Origin of the sequence: Sphingomonas hylomeconis, from assembly GCF_025370105.1 — a bacterium.
In the GTDB taxonomy this organism is placed as follows: Bacteria; Pseudomonadota; Alphaproteobacteria; order Sphingomonadales; family Sphingomonadaceae; genus Sphingomonas; species Sphingomonas hylomeconis.
Map to the genome: position 1 here is coordinate 20,204 of NZ_JANQBK010000016.1, position 19,892 is coordinate 40,095.

Below are 19,892 nucleotides of genomic sequence, written 5' to 3' on the forward strand. Positions count from 1 at the left end.
CACGTCGCTTGGCATTCGCTATGCCCCCGCGCACCATGCAGCCGACGGATATCCGTGTCGCCATCTTCAGCGGCAATTACAATTACACGCGGGATGGCGCCAATCAGGCGCTGAACCTGCTCGTTCGCCATCTCCTTGCCCGCGGCGTGACGGTGCGCGTCTATTCGCCGACCAGCCGCCGCCCCGCCTTCGCGCCAGCCGGCGATCTGGTCAGCGTGCCGGCGATCAAGCTGCCGGGCCGCGCCGAATACAAGTTCGCGCGCGGCCTGCCCGCCGCGATCCGCCGCGATATCGCGGCGTTCGCGCCCAACATCATCCATGTCTCCGCGCCCGAACTGCTCGGTCACCGCGCCGTCAGTTATGCGCGCCGCCACGGCATCTGTTCGGTCGCCTCGCTGCACACGCGATTCGAAACCTATCCGCGCTATTACGGCCTGGGCGGCATCGCACCGCTGATGATCCGTCTCCTGACGCGCTTCTACAACCGCGTCGATCAGGTCGTCGTGCCCAGCCCGAGCATCCGCACCTTATTGCACGAATGGGGCGTCACCACCCCGATCGGCATCTGGTCGCGCGGGATCGATCATGATCGTTTCAAGCCCGAGCGCCGCGATCTCGCCTGGCGCCGCGCACTCGGCATCGCCGATGCCGACAAAGTGGTCGGCTTTCTCGGCCGGCTGGTGAAGGAAAAGGGGCTCGACGTGTTCGCCGACGTGGTCACCGAGCTCAAGCGTCGCGGCGTCGCACACAAGGTGCTGATCGTCGGCAAGGGGCCGGCGCAGGCGTGGTTCGCCGAACGCGCGCACGACGCGATCTTCGCCGGATTCCTGTCGGGCAACGATCTTGGGCGCGCAGTCGCCTCGATGGACGTGTTCTTCAACCCGTCCGTCACCGAGACGTTCGGCAACGTCACGACCGAGGCGATGGCCTGCGGCGTTCCGGTGGTGGCCGCACGCGCGACCGGCGCGGTCGATCTGATCGAGGACGGCGTCGATGGCTACCTCGTCCCGCCGCGCGATGTGACCGCCTATGCCGATGCGATCGCCACGTTCGTGGAAAACGACGAGGCCCGCCGCGCGGCGGGCGCGGCAGGCCACGCCAAGGCGGCGGGCTATCAGTGGGACAAGGCCAATGAGAGCGTGATCGACGCCTATCTCGCGGTGCTGAAGCGGCGGGCGTAATTTCCCTCCCACCGGGAGAGGGAAATGGACGCTACCGCCAATCGAACGTCAGCGGTGCTTCGCGAAACGCAAAGCGGTCCAGATGCCGCGCCACCGCCCCTTTCAACGCGTCCAGCTGCCCCTCGGCCGAGGCATCGATCCGCACCGCCAGCGCGTCCGCACCGGCGTCGAACGTCACCAGCGCATCCGCCGGCCAGTCCGCCCCGCGCGCATCCCTGGGAAACACGACGGTGCCATGATCGGGGGTGAACGCGACCGCCAGATTGTGCTGCCAATGCTTGCACAGCTGCTGGAGATATTTGCTGCCCGCGGCGGTCGGCACCGAGGCGCTTGCGCTCACCGCGCTCATTTCAGCCGCTCGATCTTCTGGGCGACCTCGTCGAGCAGGGCCGCCACGTCGTGCAGCGTATCGGCATCGAGCTCCTCGCTCAGCCGCTGGTGCAGCACCTGCCGCAGATTGCCCATCGCGCGCCGCACCGGCCCGCCATCGGTCCGCTGCCGCTCGGCGCCGACTTCCGCCAGCCGCGCGAACAGCGCCTCGACCTCCGCCTCGCGCTCGGTCAGCAAGGCCTGCCCCGCCACGGTGATCGCGAACTGCTTCTTGGCGCCCTCCGCCTTCTGCTCCTCGATCATGCCCATATCGTCGAGCATGGTGATCGTCGGATAGATCACGCCCGGGCTCGGGGCGTAGGCGCCACTGCTGCGCTGTTCGATCTCGCGGATCAAGTCGTAGCCATGGCGTGGCTGCTCCGCGATCAGCTTGAGCAGCACGAGCCGCAGCTCGCCGGAATCGAACATCCGCCGCCCGCGTCCCGGGCCTCGCCCGGGCCCACGCCCGTCATCGTCGCCACCCCAGCGCACGCTGAACCCGCCGGCGCCGAAGCCGCCGCGCCCGCCGAACCCGCCATGCCGCATGCCATGCCGCTCGCGACGGCCATGGCAACCACGGCCAACGCTTTCAAAAATCATCATGAGAATCGTCCTTTTACCAATTCGATATGCTGAAGATATATCTTAGATTGTTTTGCGCAAGACCCCACCCGATGATTTTTCGTCATCCTGACGAGAGTGAGGATCCATAGCGCCTCACTGACGGCGGGTATGGGGCGCGATGGATCCTGACTTTCGTCAGGATGACGGCTGGTTAGGACAGCGTACCGCGCCTATCTTCCGCGCAATGGCCGATCTTTTCGCACCCTTCGATCCTCCCGCCGTTACGGCACCGCCGGAGAACGCGCCGCTCGCCGACCGCCTGCGCCCTCGCGACCTGTCGGAAGTCGTCGGGCAGGATCATATCACCGGTCCGGACGGCGCGATCGGCCGGATGGTCGCCGCCGGACGATTGTCCTCGATGATCCTGTGGGGCCCGCCCGGCACCGGCAAGACAACGATCGCGCGGCTGCTCGCCGACGCTGTGGACCTGCGCTTCGTCGCCATCTCCGCCGTCTTCTCCGGCGTTGCCGATCTCAAAAAGGCGTTCGCCGAGGCGCGCGAGCACGCCCGCATTGGCAAGCGCACGCTGCTTTTCGTGGACGAGATCCACCGCTTCAACCGCGCGCAGCAGGACGGTTTCCTGCCCTATGTCGAGGACGGCACCGTCACGCTGGTCGGCGCCACCACCGAGAATCCCTCGTTCGAGCTCAACGCTGCCGTGCTCAGCCGCGCGCAGGTGCTGATCCTGCATCGGCTCGACGCCGCTGCGCTGACGCTGCTGCTGGATCGCGCCGAGAAGGCCGAAGGCCGCCCGCTGCCGCTTACCCCGGCCGCGCGCGACGCGATGGTTGCGCAGGCCGATGGCGACGGCCGCTTCCTGCTCAACCAGGCGGAAACCCTGTTCTCGGTCGACCTGCCCGAACCGCTCGATCCCGCCGGCCTGTCCGCCTTCCTGCAGCGCCGGGTCGCGGTGTACGACAAGGATCGCGAGGGGCATTACAACCTGATCAGCGCGCTGCATAAATCGATCCGCGGCAGCGATCCGCAGGCCGCGCTCTATTATCTCGCGCGCATGCTCACCGCCGGCGAGGAACCGCTGTTCCTGCTGCGCCGGCTGACCCGCGCGGCGGTCGAGGATATCGGCCTCGCCGACCCGCAGGCGCTGGTCCAGTGCATCGCCGCCAAGGATACCTACGATTTCCTCGGCAGCCCGGAGGGCGAACTGGCGATCGCGCAGGCCTGCCTGTATCTCGCCACCGCCCCCAAATCGAACGCGACATACAAGGCGCAGAAGGCGGCGTGGCGCTCGGCCAAGGAAACCGGCAGCCTGATGCCGCCCGACAATATCCTCAACGCCCCCACCAAGCTGATGAAGGAGATCGGCTACGGCAAGGGCTATGCCTATGATCACGATACCGAGGAGGGGTTCTCCGGCGCCAATTACTGGCCGGCGGACATGACCCCGCAGACCTTCTACGAGCCGACCGGGCGCGGCATGGAAAAGCGCATCGGCGAACGGATGGCGTGGTGGCAGGAGATGCGCGATGCACAGAACGGTTCTTAGCTTGATCGCGCTGTCGCTCGCCGCACCGGTCGCGGCGCAACCGGCCACGCCGACGCTCTATCAGCGGCAGATCGCCGCCGGATACAAGGCGCTGACCCTGTGCTCGGCGATGTTCAACGCCGGGCGCCGCCAGGCGGACGTCGAGGCGCTGGAGCTGAAGGGCATCTATCCGGAATATGACGCGCTCGTGCCGACCCTGCCGGTTGCGATCGATGAAGGGCGCGTCAGCGTTGCGGTTGCCTATGCCCCCGCCATGCCGCCCCGCGTGGCGCGCTGGCAGGCGAATGACGGCTGCACGATCCTCCCGCCCGGCAGTGATCCGCTCGCCGTGACGTCGTTCAGCCTCCATCGACCACAGCCGCGCCCCGGCAGCGCCGCGCGGTGGCCGCAGGGCGATGGCGGCATCGCGTCACTGCCCGCCCCCGTGCTGGATGCCACCGTCGCCCGCGCGTTCGACCGTGCCAGTTACGGCTCGGGCGCGGAAACGGTGAGCGTGGTCGTATTGCGCAACGGAAAACTCGTTGCCGAACGGTACGCACCGGGCTTCGGGCCGTTCACCGCCAACCGCACCTGGTCGGTCGCCAAGAGCATCACCGGCACGTTGGCGGGCATGGCCGTAAAGGCCGGCGAGGTCAGGGTCGAGGCGCCGGCCGATATTCTCACCTGGCACATGCCGTCGCTGCGCCTGCCTGATCCCCGCGCGGCGATCACGCTCGACAATCTGTTGCGCATGGGATCCGGCCTGCACAGCGACACTGCCGGCAACCGCACGGATGCGATCTATTTCGGCGGTGTCCCCGTCGACGAGGAAACCATCGCCTGGCCGCTCGAGGCCAGGCCCGGCACACGCTTCCGCTATGCCAATAACGATATCCTGCTCGTCGCGCAGTTGCTGATGGCGACGAACCCTGACGAACAGCCGGAAAACTATGCCGATCACCGGCTATTCGCGCCGCTCGGCATGGATCACACGATCGCCGAACGCGACTGGCATGGCAATTACGTGCTGTCCAGCCAGGTGTGGAGCACGGCGCGCGACTTTGCCCGGCTCGGCCAGTTCTGGCTCCAGGACGGTGTGTGGGCCGGCCGGCGCATGCTGCCTGCCGGCTGGATGAAGTACATGACCACGCCCTCCGGCCCACAGCCCGAGAACGGCCCGGGCTATGGCGCGACGCTGTGGCTGTTCGGCCCGACGCAAGGCCTGCCCGAGGGCAGCTATGCGGCGCAGGGTAATCGCGGGCAGTATATCATGGTTATTCCGTCGCAGCAGCTCGTCGTCGTGCGGCGCGGCGAGGATCCCGGCGCGGCGCGGTTCGACATTGCCAGGTTCGCCGCCGATGTGGCGGCGGCGACCAAGTGAACGACTGGGCCGCGGTCGTCGGCTTCGCGCTTACCCTGCCCGATACCTATATGGATCCGTTCTACGGCACCCCCTGCCCCAAGGTGAACAAGAAGGCGTTCGTCTCACCCGGCGGCGAAGCGGGGAGCTTCCACGTCATGTCGCCGCATGGCGAAAAGGCGATCCTGCTGCAAACCGATCCCGATACCTTCTGGCAGACGCCGCATTACGCCAACTGGCCCGGCCTGCTCGTGCGCTACGGTTCGGCCGATCCCCAGCGCGTGTGCGACGTCATCCGCCGCGCCTGGTGGGACCGGGCGAGCAAGGCGCAACGGCTGGCGTTCGGCGACCGCCCCTGAGCCGCTTCACCCATTTCGCCGCGATCGACTGGTCCGGCGCGGTCGGCGCGCGACAGAAGGGGATCGCCGTCGCGATCTGCCGCATTGGCGCCGACGCGCCGACCCTGCTGGTGCCGGACGGCGGCTGGTCGCGCCTCAAGGTGCTCGAGTGGCTGCAGCATGCCATGCCCGCGGACACGCTGGTCGGTCTCGATCTTGGCCCCTCGCTGCCGTTCGCCGATCGCGGCGCCTTCTTCCCGGGCTGGGCGGAGAGCCCGGCCGATGCCCGCGGCCTGTGGGCGCTGATCGAGCGGATCTGCACCGATGATCCGCATCTTTCCGCCAGCAGCTTCGTCGATCATGCCGAAGCCGCGCGGCACTTCCGCCGCCATGGCGGGCGCAAGGGCGAATTCTTCGACGGCCGCGGCCGGCTGCGCGTGACGGAGGAAGCGCAACGGCTGCAGGGGCTCAATCCCTACAGCAACCTCAATCTCGTCGGTGCGTCGCAGGTCGGCAAATCCAGCCTGACCGGCATGCGCGTGCTGCATCGCCTGCAGGACACGCTACCGATCTGGCCGTTCGACGAATCGGCGACGGGATCGCTGATCGTCGAAATCTACACCAGCATCGCCGCGATCGCGGCGGGCCGGCCGCGCGGTCGCTCGAAGATGCGGACGATCGCCGAGCTCAACGCCGCCCTGGCCGCAATCGGCAGCGCGACCGTGGCGGGCGACGGGGCGATCGACGATCACAGCAGCGATGCGATCCTCACCGCCTCCTGGCTGCGCACGGCCGCCGACCGCGCCGCGCTATGGCATCCCGCCCAGCTGACCGCGGCGCTCGCGCGGACCGAGGGCTGGACCTTCGGGGTCAGCTGACCCTGCGCACGTAAGTCCGCCGCCGTGCAGGGCCGCGCTTCCACCGGCATTTTTTCTTGACGATGCGAAGGTCAGGCGGGATATGGGCAAACCGCCGATTTCCGCGGTTTCTTTCCAGGTTGCCGGTTTAGCTCAGTTGGTAGAGCGCCAGTTTTGTAAACTGGATGTCGCGGGTTCGATTCCTGCAACCGGCACCACCTCGATCCTGATAAGGTCGGCATTACGCCAGCCTCGGTCGTTTCGACGCGGTGGCCCGAGTGCGTTTTCGGTGCCTGCACCGTATCGCGCATGCAATTGCTCGGGACGCCAAGTCCGTCATGACATTGACCACGAAATATGTCATTTCGACCGCGATATGACGATTGCGTGGGTATGATCATTCGACACGATAATTGGTCGTGCGTGGCGCTCGCCTTCCTGCTGGCGGCCGCGCCGGCCGGCGGCGCGCGCGCGCAGACCGCGGCGGTGCCGGTCGCGATGTCGTTCGAGGCCGCGGTGCGCCGGCTCGAGACCACGTCGCCCGCGCTGTCCGGCGCCAGCCATGCCGAGCGTGCGGCGCGCGAAACCGCCGCGGCCGTTGCCACGTTGCGCCGCCCCCTGGTCACCGCATCGGCGCAATATCTCGAATTCCAGAAGACGCTGTCGGTCGATCTCACCGGCGCCAAGCAGAGTGCGCTCGGCGATACGCAGGATTTCCTGTCGGGCCTGCCGGGTACCCTGCCGCCCGCCTTTCAGGACATAGCGACCGACGTCACAAACCGCCTGTCGCAGGCGCTGCCGGGCCTGTTCAGCGCCATCCCCGACAGCCTGTCCTATCGCTATCGCGACGATGTGTTCCGCCCGACCGTGCAGGCGATCGTGCCGCTCTATACCGGCGGTGCCATTCCGGCGATCCAGCGCGGCGCCCGGGCGGGGATCGATGCCGCGCGCGCGCGGACCGGCCAGGCGCGCGATGCGGCGCGGATTAACCTGATCCGTGCCTATTTCGGCCAGGGCACGGCAGCCGCGCTCGCCCGGTCCGCGCTGGAAAGCCGCGACGCGCTGGACCGACTGCTGAGCGACGCGCGCAAGCTCGAGGCGGCCGGAGTCATCGCCCGTGCGCGGGTGCTGGAGGCGCAGGTCGCGCGCGACACCGCCGAGCGCGGTTATCAGCGTGCGGCCCTGGCACAGAGCACCGCGCGCGACGATCTCGCGCGGCTGCTCGAGGTCGATGCCGTCGATCCGACTACGCCGCTGTTCGTCGCCAGCCGCCCGCTGCCCCCCGCCCGGACCTTTCTTGGCCGGGAGGCGGATATCGCGCAGGTCCGCCAGGCCGATGCCGCCGGGCAGATCGCGCGCGCCGGGGTCGATCTGGCCAAATCGCGCTACCGCCCGCAAGCTTTCGGCTTTGGCGAATACAACCTCAATCGCGGCAACGCGCTGCCGACCGAGCCCGATTGGGTGGTCGGCGCGGGCATCCGCTACACGCTGCTGTCCAACGTCGATCGCGGCCACACGCTGAACGCCGCCCGCGAGACGGCGGCGGCGGCGGACGATGCCGCGCGCGAGGCGCGCAAGGCCGCGACCGGCGCGTCGCTCAAGGCCTGGGATCTGGTCGAGGGCGCCCGGCGCTCCTTCCTGCTGCTCGACAGTTCGCTCGCCGCCGCGCGCGAGAATCTGCGCGTCCAGCAGGTCAGTTTCCGCGAGGGCGAAGGCACGCTGACGGCGGTGCTCGGTGCGGAAGCGGCCCTGGCATCGGCGCGCGCGGAGCGTGCCGCGATCGCCTATGAATATGATCTGGCGCTGGCCGGGCTGCTCGCCTCCACGGGACAGCTCGACGCCTTCGCCGATCACCTCGCCGCGGCGGACATCAAGATCGAAACCGGGGCAAGACCATGAACGAGCCTGTGGCATCGGCGCCGCCGCCGCCTTCGCCCCGCGCGCGGCGCCTGCTGTGGATCGGGCTGCTGCTGGTAATCCTGCTCGTCGTGATCGGCCTGTGGTTGGCGAGCCGGCCGGCGCCCGAACAATTGCAGGGCGAAATTGAGGCAGACGAGGTCAATGTTGCGACCAAGGCGCTGGCGCGGGTCGAGACGTTGCTGGCGGACGAAGGCGACCGCGTGACCCGGGGGCAGGTGCTCGCGCGGCTGTCCGCCCCGGAAATCGACAATGGCAGCCTCCAGGCGCAGGCGGCGCTCGATAGTGCGCGCGCGCTGCAGTCCGTCGCCGCGGAAGGCGCGCGATCCGAGGATGTGGCATCGGTCCGCGCGACATGGCTCGCCGCGCAGGCCACCGCCGATCTGGGCGCCGTCTCCGCGCGGCGCGCGGAACGCCTCTATGCCGAAGGCGTGATCGCCGCCCAGCGCCGCGACGAAGCCGTGGCGGCGCGCAAGAGCAGCCAGCGCGCGGCCGAGGCTGCCAAGGCCCAGTACGACAAGGCCATCGCCGGCGTCCGTCCGCAGAACCGCGCGGTGGCCGACGCGCAGGTGCGTGCCGCCGCCGCCGGGGCGTCGACCGCCGCGGCCTTGCAGCGCGAGACGGATCTGGTGTCGCCGATCGCGGGCGAAGTCGCGCGCCGGTTGCTGCGTCCGGGCGAGATCGTCAGCCCGATCCTGCCCGCCTTCCAGATCATCGACGTCGATCATCCCTGGGTCACGCTCAACGTCCGCGAAGACGATTATCGTGGCATGAAGATGGGCAGGACGCTGACTGGGCGCGTGCCCGCCCTCAACCGTGATGTCGTGTTTCGGATCGCCCATGTTGCACCACAGGGCAGCTTCGCCACCTGGCGCGCGACGCGCCAGTCGCGCGGCTACGACGTGCGCGCCTTTGCCGTGAAGCTGACGCCGGCGGCGCGCGTGCCGGGCCTCCGGCCGGGGATGAGCGTGCTGTTCGACTGGCCGCAGTGACGCCGCACGGGGCCCTGCGCAGCCTGTCGGCGGCCTGCGGGGAGGAAGTGTCGCGAATCCTGGCGACGCGGCTGGACCTGCTGCTGTTGACCCTCATGCCGCTCGTTCTGCTCGGCAGCATGGCGGCGATGCTGTGGGGCGGATCGCCGCATGATCTCCGAACCGTGATCGTCGACCGTGACGGTGGATCGGTCGCCCGCGCGATCGTGCGCAACATCGCGGCGAACCGGGCGATCAAGATTGTCGGCACCACGCCGTCGCTGGACGATGCGATGGCGATGATCCGGCGCGAGGCGGCGGTTGCCGCGGTCGTGATCCCGCGCGGCGTCGGCACCCGCAACGCCCGCGGCGCACCGGTGGAGATCTTCTACCAGACCGTATTCCTGTCGACCGGCGCGCTCGCCTCGACCAGCCTGCGCGTCGTGATCAGCACCACCCTCGCCGATCGGCAGGTGCGCGATGCGGCGCTCGGCGGCGTGGCCGCGCTGCACACACCGCTCCCCGGGGTACAGGTCACGCTGCTGGGCAATCCGACCGCCAGCCTCGAATGGTATCTGGGGCTGCTGCTCGGCCCGGCGATCCTCCATCTGCTGATCGCGGTGACGTGCGTCGGCAGCGTTGGCCTGCTGCTGGACGACAAGGCGTTCGCGGCCTTTGCGCGCCGCAGCCCGCACCCGGCGGCCACGCTGATTGGCCGGCTGACGCCGCACGTGGCCGCGGGCACGATGTGGACGACGGTATGGCTGCTCTGGCTGACGCTCGCGCGAGGTTATCGCGCCGAGGGCAGCCTCGCGCTGATCGTGGCGGGCGCGCTGCTGCTGTTTGTCGCGACGGCGGCCGTCGCGCTGCTGCTGCTCGCCGCCACGCGCGAGGTTTCGACCGCGCTGTCGGGCGCGGTGATCATCGCCGGCTCCGCGCTCGCCTATTCGGGCACGTCGCTGCCGATCACCGGGGCCGGCCTGTTCCCGCGGATCTGGAGCGACCTCCTCCCGCTCACGCATTTCCTGACCCTGCAGATGGATCAGGTGCTCGGCGTTTCGGCGGCGCCGGTAGCGCGTGCGGTCGCCGGCCTGTTGCTGTATCCGCTCGTTGCCGGCGGCATCGCCCTGTGGCTGATCGTGCGCGCGGGCCGGCGGGTATGACGTTTCGCCAGGCCTATGAGCGCACCTTGCTGACGATCGTCAGGACGCGTGATCTCATGGCGGTCGCGATCCTGTCCGTCCTGCTCTACGCCTTCTACTATCCAGCACCCTACGGCCATCAGACCGCCCGTGCGCTCCCGCTGGTGGTCGTCGATCAGGACGATTCCGATCTTTCTCGCGCAATCGTCACGCGGCTCGATGATACGCGCGCGGTACAGGTCGTCGCGCGCACTGGGGACATGGCACAGGCGCGCCGGCTGGTGCAGGCGCGGCGCGCCGAGGCGATCCTGCTCCTGCCGCGCGGCGGTGCCGGCGCCATCGTGGCGCAGCGCGGCGCTGGCGGCATGGCGCTCTGGCTCAACGGCACCTATTTGCTGCGCGCCGAAGGCATCGGCATCAGCGTGGCCGAAGTCGCCGGTGACGCGCTCGCCGCGTGGCGCGCGCAGCGCGGGCTGGATCGGCGCGACGAGATCGCACCGCCGATCCTGCTGCACCCATTGTTCAACACGACCAGCGGCTACCGCGACTATATCTTTCCCTCGGTCGCCAGCATCATCCTGCAACAGACGCTGCTATTCGCCTGCGCGCGCCTCGTCGCCGAGCGCAGGCGCCGTGGCGAACGGCCGCCCGGCACCGTCGAGGCGGTCGGCATCTGGGCGGCCTGCGCGACGATCGGCTGCCTGGCGGCATTGTTCTATTTCGGCTTCGTCTATTGGGTGCAGGATATCCCTCGCATGGGCAATCCGCTTGGCCTCGCGCTCGCCGTCCCGGCTTTCGCCGCCGCGGTATCGGCGCTCGGCCTGTGGCTCGGCGGGTTCTTCGCCGATGGCGACGATGCACTGAAAGTCCTGCTGCCAACCTCGGTGCCGCTGGTCTTTCTCGGCGGCTTCGCCTGGCCGCTCGATCAGATGCCCGGCTGGCTGGCCACGTTCGCCTGGCTGTCGCCCGCCACCGGCGGCATGCATGCCTTCGTGCGGCTCAATCAGATGGGCGCGACGCTCGCCGAAACCGGGTGGCCGCTGACCATATTGGCGATCCTGGCAGCGGTGTACGGCGGCGCCTTCATGGTAGCTTCGCGCTGGCGCCGGGCGGGCTTTGCCGCACGCCCATCTACCGCACCGATGCGGGGTCAGGACGGCGGATAGGCGCGCGGCGACGTGCCGAAGCGCGCGCGGAACACGCGCGAGAAATGCGCGCGATCGCTGAACCCACAGGCAAAGGCGATCGGGCCGACCCGACCGGCCGTCATCGGCGTCGCGCGCAGCGCCCGCTCCGCCGCGTCGAGCCGCGCATCGAGCACCATCCGCCCGAAACTGCGTCCCTCGCGCTGGCAGGCGGCGTGCAGCGTGCGAACGGAGCAGCCGAGCGCCGCAGCCGCGCTCACCGGGCAAAGCGTCTCGTCGGCCAGACGATGGCGCAGTAATCGTCCCAACGCCGCCATCAGCGAGCGTTCGGCGGGCGGGACATGCGCCTGGTGCGGCCGCAGCGTATGATCCAGCGCCAGCGCGAATAAATCAGCACACTGCGCCGCCTCGGCGGCATCGGCGGCATCGATCAGCGCACGCAGTGCCGCACCCACCACGCGTTCTGGCCCGCTCACCAGATCGACATTGCGCGTAACCAGCAGCGCAAGCGGTAATTCCAGGCGTTCGCGCAGCCAATCAACCGGCATGGTGACGCACAACTGGCTGAATGGTGTATCGAATTCCAGCTCGAACGGGTTTTCCGCCAAAACGATCGCGGCCTGCCCCGGGTTGGTGCGGCGGACTCCGCCCCCGCCGCGCACTTGCCCGAAACCGCTCAGCTGGATGTTGAAATAGGCGAAGTCGCCGCGCGTCTCGGCGATATCACGCGCGCCGCGCCGGACGCGCTGCGCCGATCCCTCGATCCGCGCCAGCCCGATCGCGCCACGCGTGATCTTCTGGAAGGCACCGTGGAACGGCGCGGCCCCGGTCGCCTCGGGCGATAGCGGCACGAAAGCCTGGCTGATCCCCGCCCGCCACGCATCGACGTCCGCATAGCTCGCCCGCTCGATCGCGCCGTGTGGCCCCGGCGGTCCGCCACGCCCCTCGGGCGGCAGCCAGTCGGCGCCGGTCGGCCTGCCTGCTTGCTCTTTCGTCACGTGCGCCGGTCCCCTCCTGGTGGTGATAGCTATCGCACCCGCGATTTTCACACAACGAACTGAATTACTTGTCTCCGCAATCTTTGATCTCCTACGGGACAGTGCGTGATCGGCCGACCTGCCGTCGACTCGGCCGCTGTCTTGCGCAACCCGGCATGATCAAGCCGATCGGCACGGCCCCATTTGCTTGAGAACGCCATCGTTTGACTGTGCGCGCACGCCGGCGGTGCGATCCTTGTCTGCTTGTTCGATGCAGCGCAGGGCAGCGCCACTTTAGCCGGGTGCTTGCCAGCGTGACGAAAACCTCACGCCTGGCGAGCCATCGGCCGGGATAATCTGCAGCGCGGCTGCAATCGGTGGGGGGAATATATGACGAACTACAAGCTCGCGCTCGAGGCATCGACCGCACTCATGGCCTGCGCCACCATGGCCTTGTCGACCGCCGCGTCGGCGCAGTCCGGCCCGAACGGGGGCGCCAACGTCTTCATCCCGAGCGCGGTGATCGACGATTCGTCGTCGCGGCAGACGTCCGATCCATTTAGTGCCGAATGCACGCAGCAACTCGACGACTTTAAGGTCGCTACCAATACTATCGGCTTGGCGACGCAGATTGCCGGCCTTGGAACGGAAGTTTTCGGGGCCTTCGATATTACGGGGTCTGCAGAGTCGATCGCCGTTGGCGTCCAACTGGGCGGTCTGGCAACGCAGATCGCAGCCTATACTGTCGAAACCGAGGCCTATGGGCGCGATATTCCCGACTGTAACGGGCGCTTCCTTGGCGGGGCGGAGTTTCTCAACGGGGGAATCAGCGTCGACGGCGCATCGCATTTCAGCGGCGATGTCGGGGTTGACGGCACGCTTTCCGCGGGGCGGGTCAATACCGATCGGTTGGTGAGCGGCTACGGCGTATCGGCCTATGGCGGCGCGATCACGCTCGGCGACCGCGATACCGCGACCTTCTACAACGGCATCACGATCGGCGGCGGCGAGATCGCCGGCGCGGGCAACACCGGCGCGCAGGCGCAGACCGCGTTCGCCTCGTCGGTGGCAATCGGCAACGGGTCCGCATCGCTGGCCGAGAACGGGCTCGCGCTCGGCACCGGAGCGCAGGTCACGGCGGAGGCGGTGAACGGCACCGCCGTGGGCACCAACGCGGTCGCCAGCAACGTCAATGCCATGGCCCTGGGGGCCAATGCCCGCGCCAGCGGTGCCGATTCGATCGCCGCCGGCGCGGATGCCGCCGCCAGCGGTTCGGGCGCAGTGGCATACGGTGCCGCCGCGCAATCGACGGGAGCGGGTAGCACCGCCCTCGGTCAGCAGGCGTTTGCGCTTGCCGATGGCGCGACCGCCACCGGCACGCGCGCCCGCAGCACCGGCTTCGGCGCCGCCGCTTATGGTGCCGATGCGCTCGCCAGCGGCACCAGCGCGACCGCGCTCGGCCGCGCCGCATCGGCGACAGGAGCAAACAGCGCCGCGATTGGCGGCGGATCGCGCAGCAGCGGTGAAAACGGTATCGCGGTCGGCGCCTTCGCCACGTCGCTCGGGGCGAACGCGGTTTCGATCGGCTATGATACTGCGGCGCTCGCCGACGATACCGTCGTGTTCGGATCGACCGCGCGCGCCACCGCTACCCGTGCGGTGGCGGTCGGTGCTGCCGCCTCCGCCACCGGCACCAACAGCGCCGCGTTCGGCACGCGCGCCGCCTCGTCCGGCGCCAATGCGCTGGCGTTGGGCACGGCCGCCGGCGCCGCCGGCGATCGCAGCGTCGCGATTGGCGACACGGCGGCAGCAGCCGGCGGCAATGCCATCGCCATCGGGCGCGATAGCGTGGCCGCGCTCGACGACAGCGTGGTGGTCGGATCGTCCGCGCGCGCGACCGCGGCGCGGGCCGTCGCGCTTGGCGCCGGCGCGGCAGCCACCGGCACGGCGGCGATCGCCAACGGCGCGGGGGCGACAGCCAGCGCTGCCGGCAGCGCAGCCTTCGGGCTCAATGCCGCGGCCAGCGGCAGCAACGCCGTGGCGCTGGGCACTGCATCCACGGCTGCCGGCCAGGGTAGCGTGGCGCTCGGCAACGCTGCTAGCGCACGCGGCAGTCAGGCGCTTGCGCTCGGCGCCGGCGCGAGCGCAACGGGCGTCAGCGCCGCCGCCACCGGCGTCGGCGCCGTGGCATCGGGCGAGAATGCCGCGAGCTATGGCACGGCCGCCGTCGCCAGCAGTCGCAACAGCCTGGCACTTGCCGCCGGGTCGCTCGCCGCGGCGGAAGGCGCGGTGGCGATCGGTCCACAGGCCAGCGCCGGCTTCGCCAATTCGGTCGCGCTCGGTGCGGGCGCGATCACGTCACGCGAGAATCAGGTGGTGCTCGGCACGTCGGTGAGCAGCCTGACGATCCCCGGGCTGACCAGCGCGCAGAGCGTCGGCGCGCAAAGCGGCGCGCGGTCGCTGGTCACCACCGATGCGCAAGGCAATCTCGCCAGCGATGGCGGCCGGCTGATCGAGCGGACGATCGAGAACCGGCAGGGCGTCGCGCTGGCGATCGCGATGCAGAATCCCGATCTGGTCGCGGGCGAATCGAGCGGCGTGGCGTTCAACTGGGGCCAGTTCGCCGGCTCGCATGCCTTTTCGTTCGCCGGGGCGGCGGTCCTGTCGAGCAACGTGCTCGGCCCGAACCGCGGCCGCATCGCGCTGACCGGGTCGATCGCGGTCAGCCCGCGCGAGCAGGATCGGCTGCTGATGCGCGAATCCGCGCCGCGCACCGCGACCCGGATCGGCGGTCAGTTCACCTGGTAGACGGTAGAAACGGGGGCGTGGCTGGCCACCGGCCCCGCCCCCGTTCCGTCCGCGCTTGACCCGTCGGTACGGTCAGGCAGCCCGAGCCGCGCCCCGCGCCGCGGCCTTTTCCTCTTCGGTCCAGACCTTGCGTTCGCGCGGCGCCTTTGCCGGCTTGACCTGCTTGACCGGGCCGCCGCCCAATACCGGCGCACGCTTGGTCGAATGGCGCGCGATTTCGCAATGCCATTGATGATCGTCCCGCACCGTCAACGCCTGGCCGATCTCGCGCTCGACATCGTGCAGCCAGGCGCGCTGCTCGGCATCGCACAGCGTGATCGCAAAGCCGCTGCGCCCGGCGCGACCGGTGCGCCCGATGCGGTGGACATAGCTTTCGGGCAGGCTCGGCAGATCGTGGTTGAACACATGCGTCACCGTATCGACATCGATACCGCGTGCCGCGATGTCGGTTGCCACCAGCACCTGCACCGTGCCGGCGCGAAACGCGTCGAGCGCGCGCTCGCGCTGCCCCTGCGACTTGTTGCCGTGCAGCGCCTCCGCGGTGATGCCCGCTTCGCCGATAAAGGCGCAGACATCGTTGGCAATGTTCTTCTGCAGTGTGAAGACGACCGCCTGGCCCATGTCCGGCGTGCGCAGCAGCGCGAGCAGCGCGTCCTTCTTGTGCGCCGCGTCGAGGAACATCACCGACTGGTCGATCCGCGTGACGGTGGTCGATGGCGGCGCGATCTCGACCTTGGCAGGATCGGTCAGCAGGCTGTCGGCCAGCGCGACGATCGATTTGGGCATCGTCGCCGAAAACAGTAATGTCTGCCGGTCCCTGGGCAGCGTCGCGACGAGCTTCTCGATCGGCTTGGCAAAGCCCATGTCGAGCATCTGGTCGGCCTCGTCGAGCACCAGCGCCTCGAGCGCGGACAGGTCGCACAGCCCCTGCTCGATCAGGTCGAGCAACCGGCCCGGCGCCGCCACCACGATATCGACACCTGCCTGGAGCGCCGCGACCTGGTGGAACTGGCTGACGCCGCCGAAGATCGTCGTCACGCTGAGCGACAGGTGGCGCCCAAAGCTCTCAAAGCCGGCAGCAATCTGCGATACCAGTTCGCGTGTCGGCGCGAGCACCAGCACGCGGGCCCCGCCCCTGGGCGCCGGGCGCGGGTCCGCGGCCAGGCGATGCAGCAGCGGCAGCGCGAACGCCGCCGTCTTGCCGGTGCCGGTCTGCGCCATGCCGAGCATGTCGCGGCCCTGCAGCAGCAACGGGATCGACTGCGCCTGGATCGGCGTGGGACTGGCATAGCCCTGCTCGGCCAAGGCCTGAAGTAGCGCGGGCGCCAAAGCGAGATCGGCGAAGGTCATGGTCATCGTGAAGCAGCACCTCCAGCGCTGGGCAAGCGCTGCGCCGGATCGGGCTAAGCGTATCGGGAGCGCGGGCTGGTAGATTTTATGCTGCACTGCGTCAACGCGCAAAGCCGGTGCACGGGCGAGACCGCTCGCGGACCAATTCGCCATTGACCTGCCAAGCCGAGCGGGCAACAAGCTGCGGCATCGAAGATTGTGGCGCTCCGGCGCTGATCCGTTGATGTCGGCCATATGCTCACCGCATGTCGCCAGGCCAACGGCCGCAATCGGCACCTTCTTCCTCGATCGGCGTTACCGCATCCACATGATCAAGGTCGCCAGCTACAATATCCACAAGGGCATCGGGCTCGATCGCCGCCGTGATCCGATGCGCGTGCTGGAAGTGTTGCGCGAGATCGATGCCGATGTGATTGCGCTGCAGGAGGCAGACCGCCGCTTCGGGGCAAAAGCCTGCGTCATCCCGCTGCACGCGCTCGAGGAACATTCGCCGTGGAAGGCGATCTCGTTCGGGGTCCGCGCCGGATCGATGGGTTGGCATGGCAATGTGTTGCTAGTGCGCAAGGAGGCGACGGTGATCGACAGTGCGGCGATCCACCTGCCCGCGCTCGAACCGCGCGGCGCGGTGACGGCGGACGTGCGCCTCGCCGACAGCGCGATCCGCGTCGTCGGCATGCATCTCGATCTCTCCGGCCTATGGCGCCGGCGCCAGGCGCATGCGATTCTCGCGCATGTCGATGCCAGCGCCGAACGCCGCCCGACCGTGATGATGGGCGATCTCAACGAATGGAGCGCGGCGAGCGGCTGCCTGCGCGATTTCGGCAAGGACCACGATTTCGCACCGACGACGCCCAGCTTCCACGTCCGGCGCCCGGTCGCCCGGCTCGACCGTATCATGGTGTCGCGCGACCTGAAGGTGGCCGAGTGCGGCGCCCATCACAGCGCGGCTGCGCGCAAGGCATCGGACCATCTGCCGATCTGGGCCGTGCTGGAGCCGGCATGACGCGCGGCGCAGGGCCCCGTTAAATGCGCGAGAAGGAACTGCGCCTCGCTTTGGTTTGCTATGGCGGGATCAGCCTGGCGGTCTACATGCACGGCATCTCCAAGGAAATCTGGCGCATGGCGCGCGCCAGCCAGGCCTATCATGCCGACGAACAGCCGGCCGGGGGCAGTCAGAACGTCTATCGCGCGCTCCTGGCGGAGATCGAGGCAGAAACAGACGTGCGGCTGCGCGTGCTGGTCGATATCATCGCCGGGGCCAGCGCCGGCGGCCTGAACGGCGTGTTCCTTGCGCAGGCGATCACCACCGGCCAAAGCCTCGAGCCACTGACCGATCTATGGCTCGATTCGGCCGATGTCGAAGCGCTGATCGACGAGCATGCCGCCCCGCAATCCGGCCTGTCCAAGGCCTGGGCGCTGCCCTTGGTGTGGATGGCTGCCGGGCGCGGCGTCAGCAAGGTCGACGAGACGGTCGATCCCGAGACGCGCGAGGAAGTGCGGCGCAAGCTGTCGCACTTCATCCGCTCGCGCTGGTTCTCGCCCCCGTTCGGTGGCGAACGCTTCACCGGGCTGATCCTCGATGCGCTAGATGCCATGGCCAAGGGGCCGCGCGGGCCCAGATTGCTGCCCGACGGCCAGCCGCTCGATCTGTTCGTCACCGTCACCGATTTCCGCGGCCATCCCGAACGGCTCAGCCTGCATTCGCCGGCCGAAGTGATGGAAACCGAACACCGCCTGGTCGTACCGTTCACCGATCACGGCATTGCCGGCGAAACGCTGGCGCACCCCGCCGAATTGGCTTTTGCCGGGCGGGCGACGTCGAGCTTTCCTGGCGCCTTCCCGCCCTTCACGGTCAAGGAACTGGATGCCGTGCTGGACGCGCGCCAGCGCAAATGGCCCGAGCGGCTCGACTTCCTCAAGCGCATCCTGCCGCGTCAGTTCGCCGCCAACGCCGCGGAAAACGCCGTGCTGATCGACGGATCGGTGCTCGCCAACGCGCCGTTCCGTCCGGCGATCGACGCGCTGCGCGAACGCCCGGCACGGCGCCAGATCGACCGCCGCTTCATCTATATCGATCCGACCCCCGGCAATAAGATGCGCTTCACCAGCTCGGGGCAGGAATCGCCGAGCTTTTTCCAGACGATCGTCGGCGCCGCCTCCGAACTGCCGCGGCAGCAGCCGATCCGCGACAATCTCGAAGCGCTGGCCGCGCAATCGCAGCGCATCGAGCGGATGCGCGGCATCATCGCCGCGATCCGGCCCGAGGTGGAGGCGCAGGTCGAAGCGCTGTTCGGCTACACCTTGTTCCTCGATTCGCCGACGACCGCGCGGCTCGCCCATTGGCGCAACCGCGCGCAGACCGCCGCGGCGAGCAAGGCCGGCTATGCCTATGCCGCCTACGGCCACCTCAAGATCACCGGCGTGATCGAACAGATCGTCGGCCTGCTCTATCATGCCGGGGGCGATCCGGGGCCGGGGCCGTGGGATCGCATCCACCGCCACATCTGCGATGCGATCGCGGCACGCGGTTTCGACGCGATCGGGCCGGCTTTTTCCGGCGGGGCCAGTGCAGCGACGATCTCGTTCCTGCGCTCGTACGATCTGGGGTTTCGCATCCGGCGGCTGCGGATCCTGATGCGGCGCCTGGGTGATCTCGAGGCGGACGGGGCGGAACTGGGCTTCGGCCCGTTGCGCGAGGCGATCTATGACAGCCTCGCCGCCTATCTCGATCGCCAGCGCAGCGATATCCATGCGCATCTCGAACCCGACGTGCGTGCGCTGCGCGACGATGCTGGGCCACTGCTCGATCGCCTGGCGGAATCGCTCGACCTCAAACGGCTCGATACCGAGACCGATGCGCGCCTTGCCGCCGCCTTCGCCGCCTTGCCCAAGGAAACGCGCCGCCCGGTGCTGCTCACCTATCTCGGCTTCCCCTATTTCGACACCGCCACGCTACCGCTGCTGCAGGGCGAAGGGCTCGACGAATACGACCCGATCAAGGTTGACCGGATCTCGCCGGACGATGCTAAATCTATTCGTGGCGGCGGCGCAGAAGCGACGTTGAAAGGCATTCAGTTCAACAATTTCGGCGCCTTTTTCAGCCGCGCGTATCGCGAGAACGACTATATCTGGGGCCGACTGCACGGCGCGGAGCGGATGATCGACATCCTGGTCTCGACCCTGCCCGAGAATGTCCGGCTCAAGCCGGGGCGCGTCGCGGCGGTGAAGCGGGCGGCGTTCCTGGCGATCGTCGACGAGGAGGAACCCAAGCTGACAGCGATCCCCGGGCTGATCGAAACGCTGCGGCGGGAGATCGGCTAGCGCAGGAGCGCCTGGCGGCATGCACGGGCTGGCAACCCCAAGCTAGCCA

General features: G+C 68.7%; 15 protein-coding genes, 1 tRNA gene and 2 pseudogenes. 14 read left to right on the forward strand and 4 right to left on the reverse strand.

From position 1 onward, the window contains the following. Positions 1 to 35: 35 nt before the first annotated feature. Positions 36 to 1,181, forward strand: coding sequence for a glycosyltransferase family 4 protein (locus tag NV401_RS16130; RefSeq protein WP_261295475.1), 1,146 nt, complete (start codon positions 36 to 38; stop codon positions 1,179 to 1,181). A 31-nt stretch (positions 1,182 to 1,212) separates the two neighbouring features. On the opposite strand, the gene NV401_RS16135 is transcribed toward NV401_RS16130, so the two are convergent. Continuing rightward, a complete protein-coding gene (locus tag NV401_RS16135) occupies positions 1,213 to 1,530 on the reverse strand; it encodes a DUF2218 domain-containing protein (RefSeq protein WP_261295476.1) in 318 nt (105 codons plus the stop codon). After that, on the reverse strand, positions 1,527 to 2,153 hold the full coding sequence (locus tag NV401_RS16140; protein WP_380816490.1) for a PadR family transcriptional regulator: 627 nt from the start codon (positions 2,151 to 2,153) through the stop codon (positions 1,527 to 1,529). Before NV401_RS16140 ends, NV401_RS16135 begins: the two co-directional genes overlap by 4 nt. Before the next feature lie 205 nt (positions 2,154 to 2,358). Here NV401_RS16140 and NV401_RS16145 point away from each other — a divergent pair, with 205 nt between their 5' ends. The 9 genes from NV401_RS16145 to NV401_RS16185 all read left to right on the forward strand — a co-directional run bounded on the left by NV401_RS16145 (position 2,359) and on the right by NV401_RS16185 (position 11,408). Further along, entirely contained in the window at positions 2,359 to 3,678 is a 1,320-nt protein-coding gene (locus tag NV401_RS16145; protein WP_261295477.1) for a replication-associated recombination protein A, read from the forward strand. Beyond that, positions 3,659 to 5,038 (forward strand): serine hydrolase domain-containing protein, encoded by a 1,380-nt coding sequence (locus tag NV401_RS16150; protein WP_261295478.1) that lies wholly within the window; start codon positions 3,659 to 3,661, stop codon positions 5,036 to 5,038. Before NV401_RS16145 ends, NV401_RS16150 begins: the two co-directional genes overlap by 20 nt. Next, the gene (locus NV401_RS16155; RefSeq protein WP_261295479.1) at positions 5,035 to 5,376 is read left to right on the forward strand and encodes an MmcQ/YjbR family DNA-binding protein; all 342 of its coding nucleotides are present in this window, start codon (positions 5,035 to 5,037) and stop codon (positions 5,374 to 5,376) included. Before NV401_RS16150 ends, NV401_RS16155 begins: the two co-directional genes overlap by 4 nt. After that, a complete protein-coding gene (locus NV401_RS16160) occupies positions 5,325 to 6,233 on the forward strand; it encodes a hypothetical protein (RefSeq protein WP_261295480.1) in 909 nt (302 codons plus the stop codon). Before NV401_RS16155 ends, NV401_RS16160 begins: the two co-directional genes overlap by 52 nt. A gap of 121 nt (positions 6,234 to 6,354) precedes the next feature. Then, a tRNA-Thr gene (locus NV401_RS16165) sits at positions 6,355 to 6,430 on the forward strand. A 175-nt stretch (positions 6,431 to 6,605) separates the two neighbouring features. Beyond that, complete coding sequence (locus tag NV401_RS16170) at positions 6,606 to 8,111, forward strand: TolC family protein (RefSeq protein WP_261295481.1); 1,506 nt, start codon at positions 6,606 to 6,608, stop codon at positions 8,109 to 8,111. Beyond that, entirely contained in the window at positions 8,108 to 9,121 is a 1,014-nt protein-coding gene (locus NV401_RS16175) for an HlyD family secretion protein (protein WP_261295482.1), read from the forward strand. Before NV401_RS16170 ends, NV401_RS16175 begins: the two co-directional genes overlap by 4 nt. Further along, entirely contained in the window at positions 9,118 to 10,263 is a 1,146-nt protein-coding gene (locus NV401_RS16180) for an ABC transporter permease (protein WP_261295483.1), read from the forward strand. The genes NV401_RS16175 and NV401_RS16180 overlap by 4 nt, the downstream gene beginning before the upstream one ends. Then, positions 10,260 to 11,408: an ABC transporter permease gene (locus NV401_RS16185; RefSeq protein WP_261295484.1), complete on the forward strand. Its 1,149-nt coding sequence runs from the start codon at positions 10,260 to 10,262 to the stop codon at positions 11,406 to 11,408. The genes NV401_RS16180 and NV401_RS16185 overlap by 4 nt, the downstream gene beginning before the upstream one ends. Here NV401_RS16185 and NV401_RS16190 read toward each other — a convergent pair. After that, the gene (locus NV401_RS16190; protein ID WP_261295485.1) at positions 11,393 to 12,385 is read right to left on the reverse strand and encodes an AraC family transcriptional regulator; all 993 of its coding nucleotides are present in this window, start codon (positions 12,383 to 12,385) and stop codon (positions 11,393 to 11,395) included. The two genes, NV401_RS16185 and NV401_RS16190, sit on opposite strands and share 16 nt — an antisense overlap. A gap of 426 nt (positions 12,386 to 12,811) precedes the next feature. Between NV401_RS16190 and NV401_RS16195 the strand changes: the two are divergent. Both NV401_RS16195 and NV401_RS18825 read left to right on the forward strand, forming a co-directional pair. Then, positions 12,812 to 14,425 (forward strand): annotated as a pseudogene (locus NV401_RS16195) (hypothetical protein); the annotation flags it as partial. 36 nt (positions 14,426 to 14,461) lie between these two features. After that, a pseudogene (locus NV401_RS18825) lies at positions 14,462 to 15,172 on the forward strand (hypothetical protein); the annotation flags it as partial. A gap of 72 nt (positions 15,173 to 15,244) precedes the next feature. Here the strand turns inward: NV401_RS18825 and NV401_RS16200 are convergent. Next, the gene (locus tag NV401_RS16200; RefSeq protein WP_261295487.1) at positions 15,245 to 16,528 is read right to left on the reverse strand and encodes a DEAD/DEAH box helicase; all 1,284 of its coding nucleotides are present in this window, start codon (positions 16,526 to 16,528) and stop codon (positions 15,245 to 15,247) included. A gap of 301 nt (positions 16,529 to 16,829) precedes the next feature. Here NV401_RS16200 and NV401_RS16205 point away from each other — a divergent pair, with 301 nt between their 5' ends. Then, positions 16,830 to 17,525, forward strand: a complete 696-nt coding sequence (locus NV401_RS16205; protein WP_261295488.1) for an endonuclease/exonuclease/phosphatase family protein — start codon at positions 16,830 to 16,832, stop codon at positions 17,523 to 17,525. Positions 17,526 to 17,548: 23 nt separating this feature from the next. After that, entirely contained in the window at positions 17,549 to 19,843 is a 2,295-nt protein-coding gene (locus NV401_RS16210) for a patatin-like protein (RefSeq protein ID WP_261295489.1), read from the forward strand. Positions 19,844 to 19,892: the final 49 nt, after the last annotated feature.

Bases quoted from the DNA above. Each gene is read 5' to 3' on its own strand.
- NV401_RS16130 (WP_261295475.1), top strand. From the start codon at position 36: ATGCAGCCGACGGATATCCGTGTCGCCATCTTCAGCGGCAATTACAAT.
- NV401_RS16140 (WP_380816490.1), bottom strand. From the start codon at position 2,153: ATGATGATTTTTGAAAGCGTTGGCCGTGGTTGCCATGGCCGTCGCGAG.
- NV401_RS16170 (WP_261295481.1), top strand. From the start codon at position 6,606: ATGATCATTCGACACGATAATTGGTCGTGCGTGGCGCTCGCCTTCCTG.
- NV401_RS16135 (WP_261295476.1), bottom strand. From the start codon at position 1,530: ATGAGCGCGGTGAGCGCAAGCGCCTCGGTGCCGACCGCCGCGGGCAGC.
- NV401_RS16200 (WP_261295487.1), bottom strand. From the start codon at position 16,528: ATGACCATGACCTTCGCCGATCTCGCTTTGGCGCCCGCGCTACTTCAG.
- NV401_RS16185 (WP_261295484.1), top strand. From the start codon at position 10,260: ATGACGTTTCGCCAGGCCTATGAGCGCACCTTGCTGACGATCGTCAGG.
- NV401_RS16175 (WP_261295482.1), top strand. From the start codon at position 8,108: ATGAACGAGCCTGTGGCATCGGCGCCGCCGCCGCCTTCGCCCCGCGCG.
- NV401_RS16145 (WP_261295477.1), top strand. From the start codon at position 2,359: ATGGCCGATCTTTTCGCACCCTTCGATCCTCCCGCCGTTACGGCACCG.
- NV401_RS16210 (WP_261295489.1), top strand. From the start codon at position 17,549: ATGCGCGAGAAGGAACTGCGCCTCGCTTTGGTTTGCTATGGCGGGATC.
- NV401_RS16205 (WP_261295488.1), top strand. From the start codon at position 16,830: ATGATCAAGGTCGCCAGCTACAATATCCACAAGGGCATCGGGCTCGAT.
- NV401_RS16150 (WP_261295478.1), top strand. From the start codon at position 3,659: ATGCACAGAACGGTTCTTAGCTTGATCGCGCTGTCGCTCGCCGCACCG.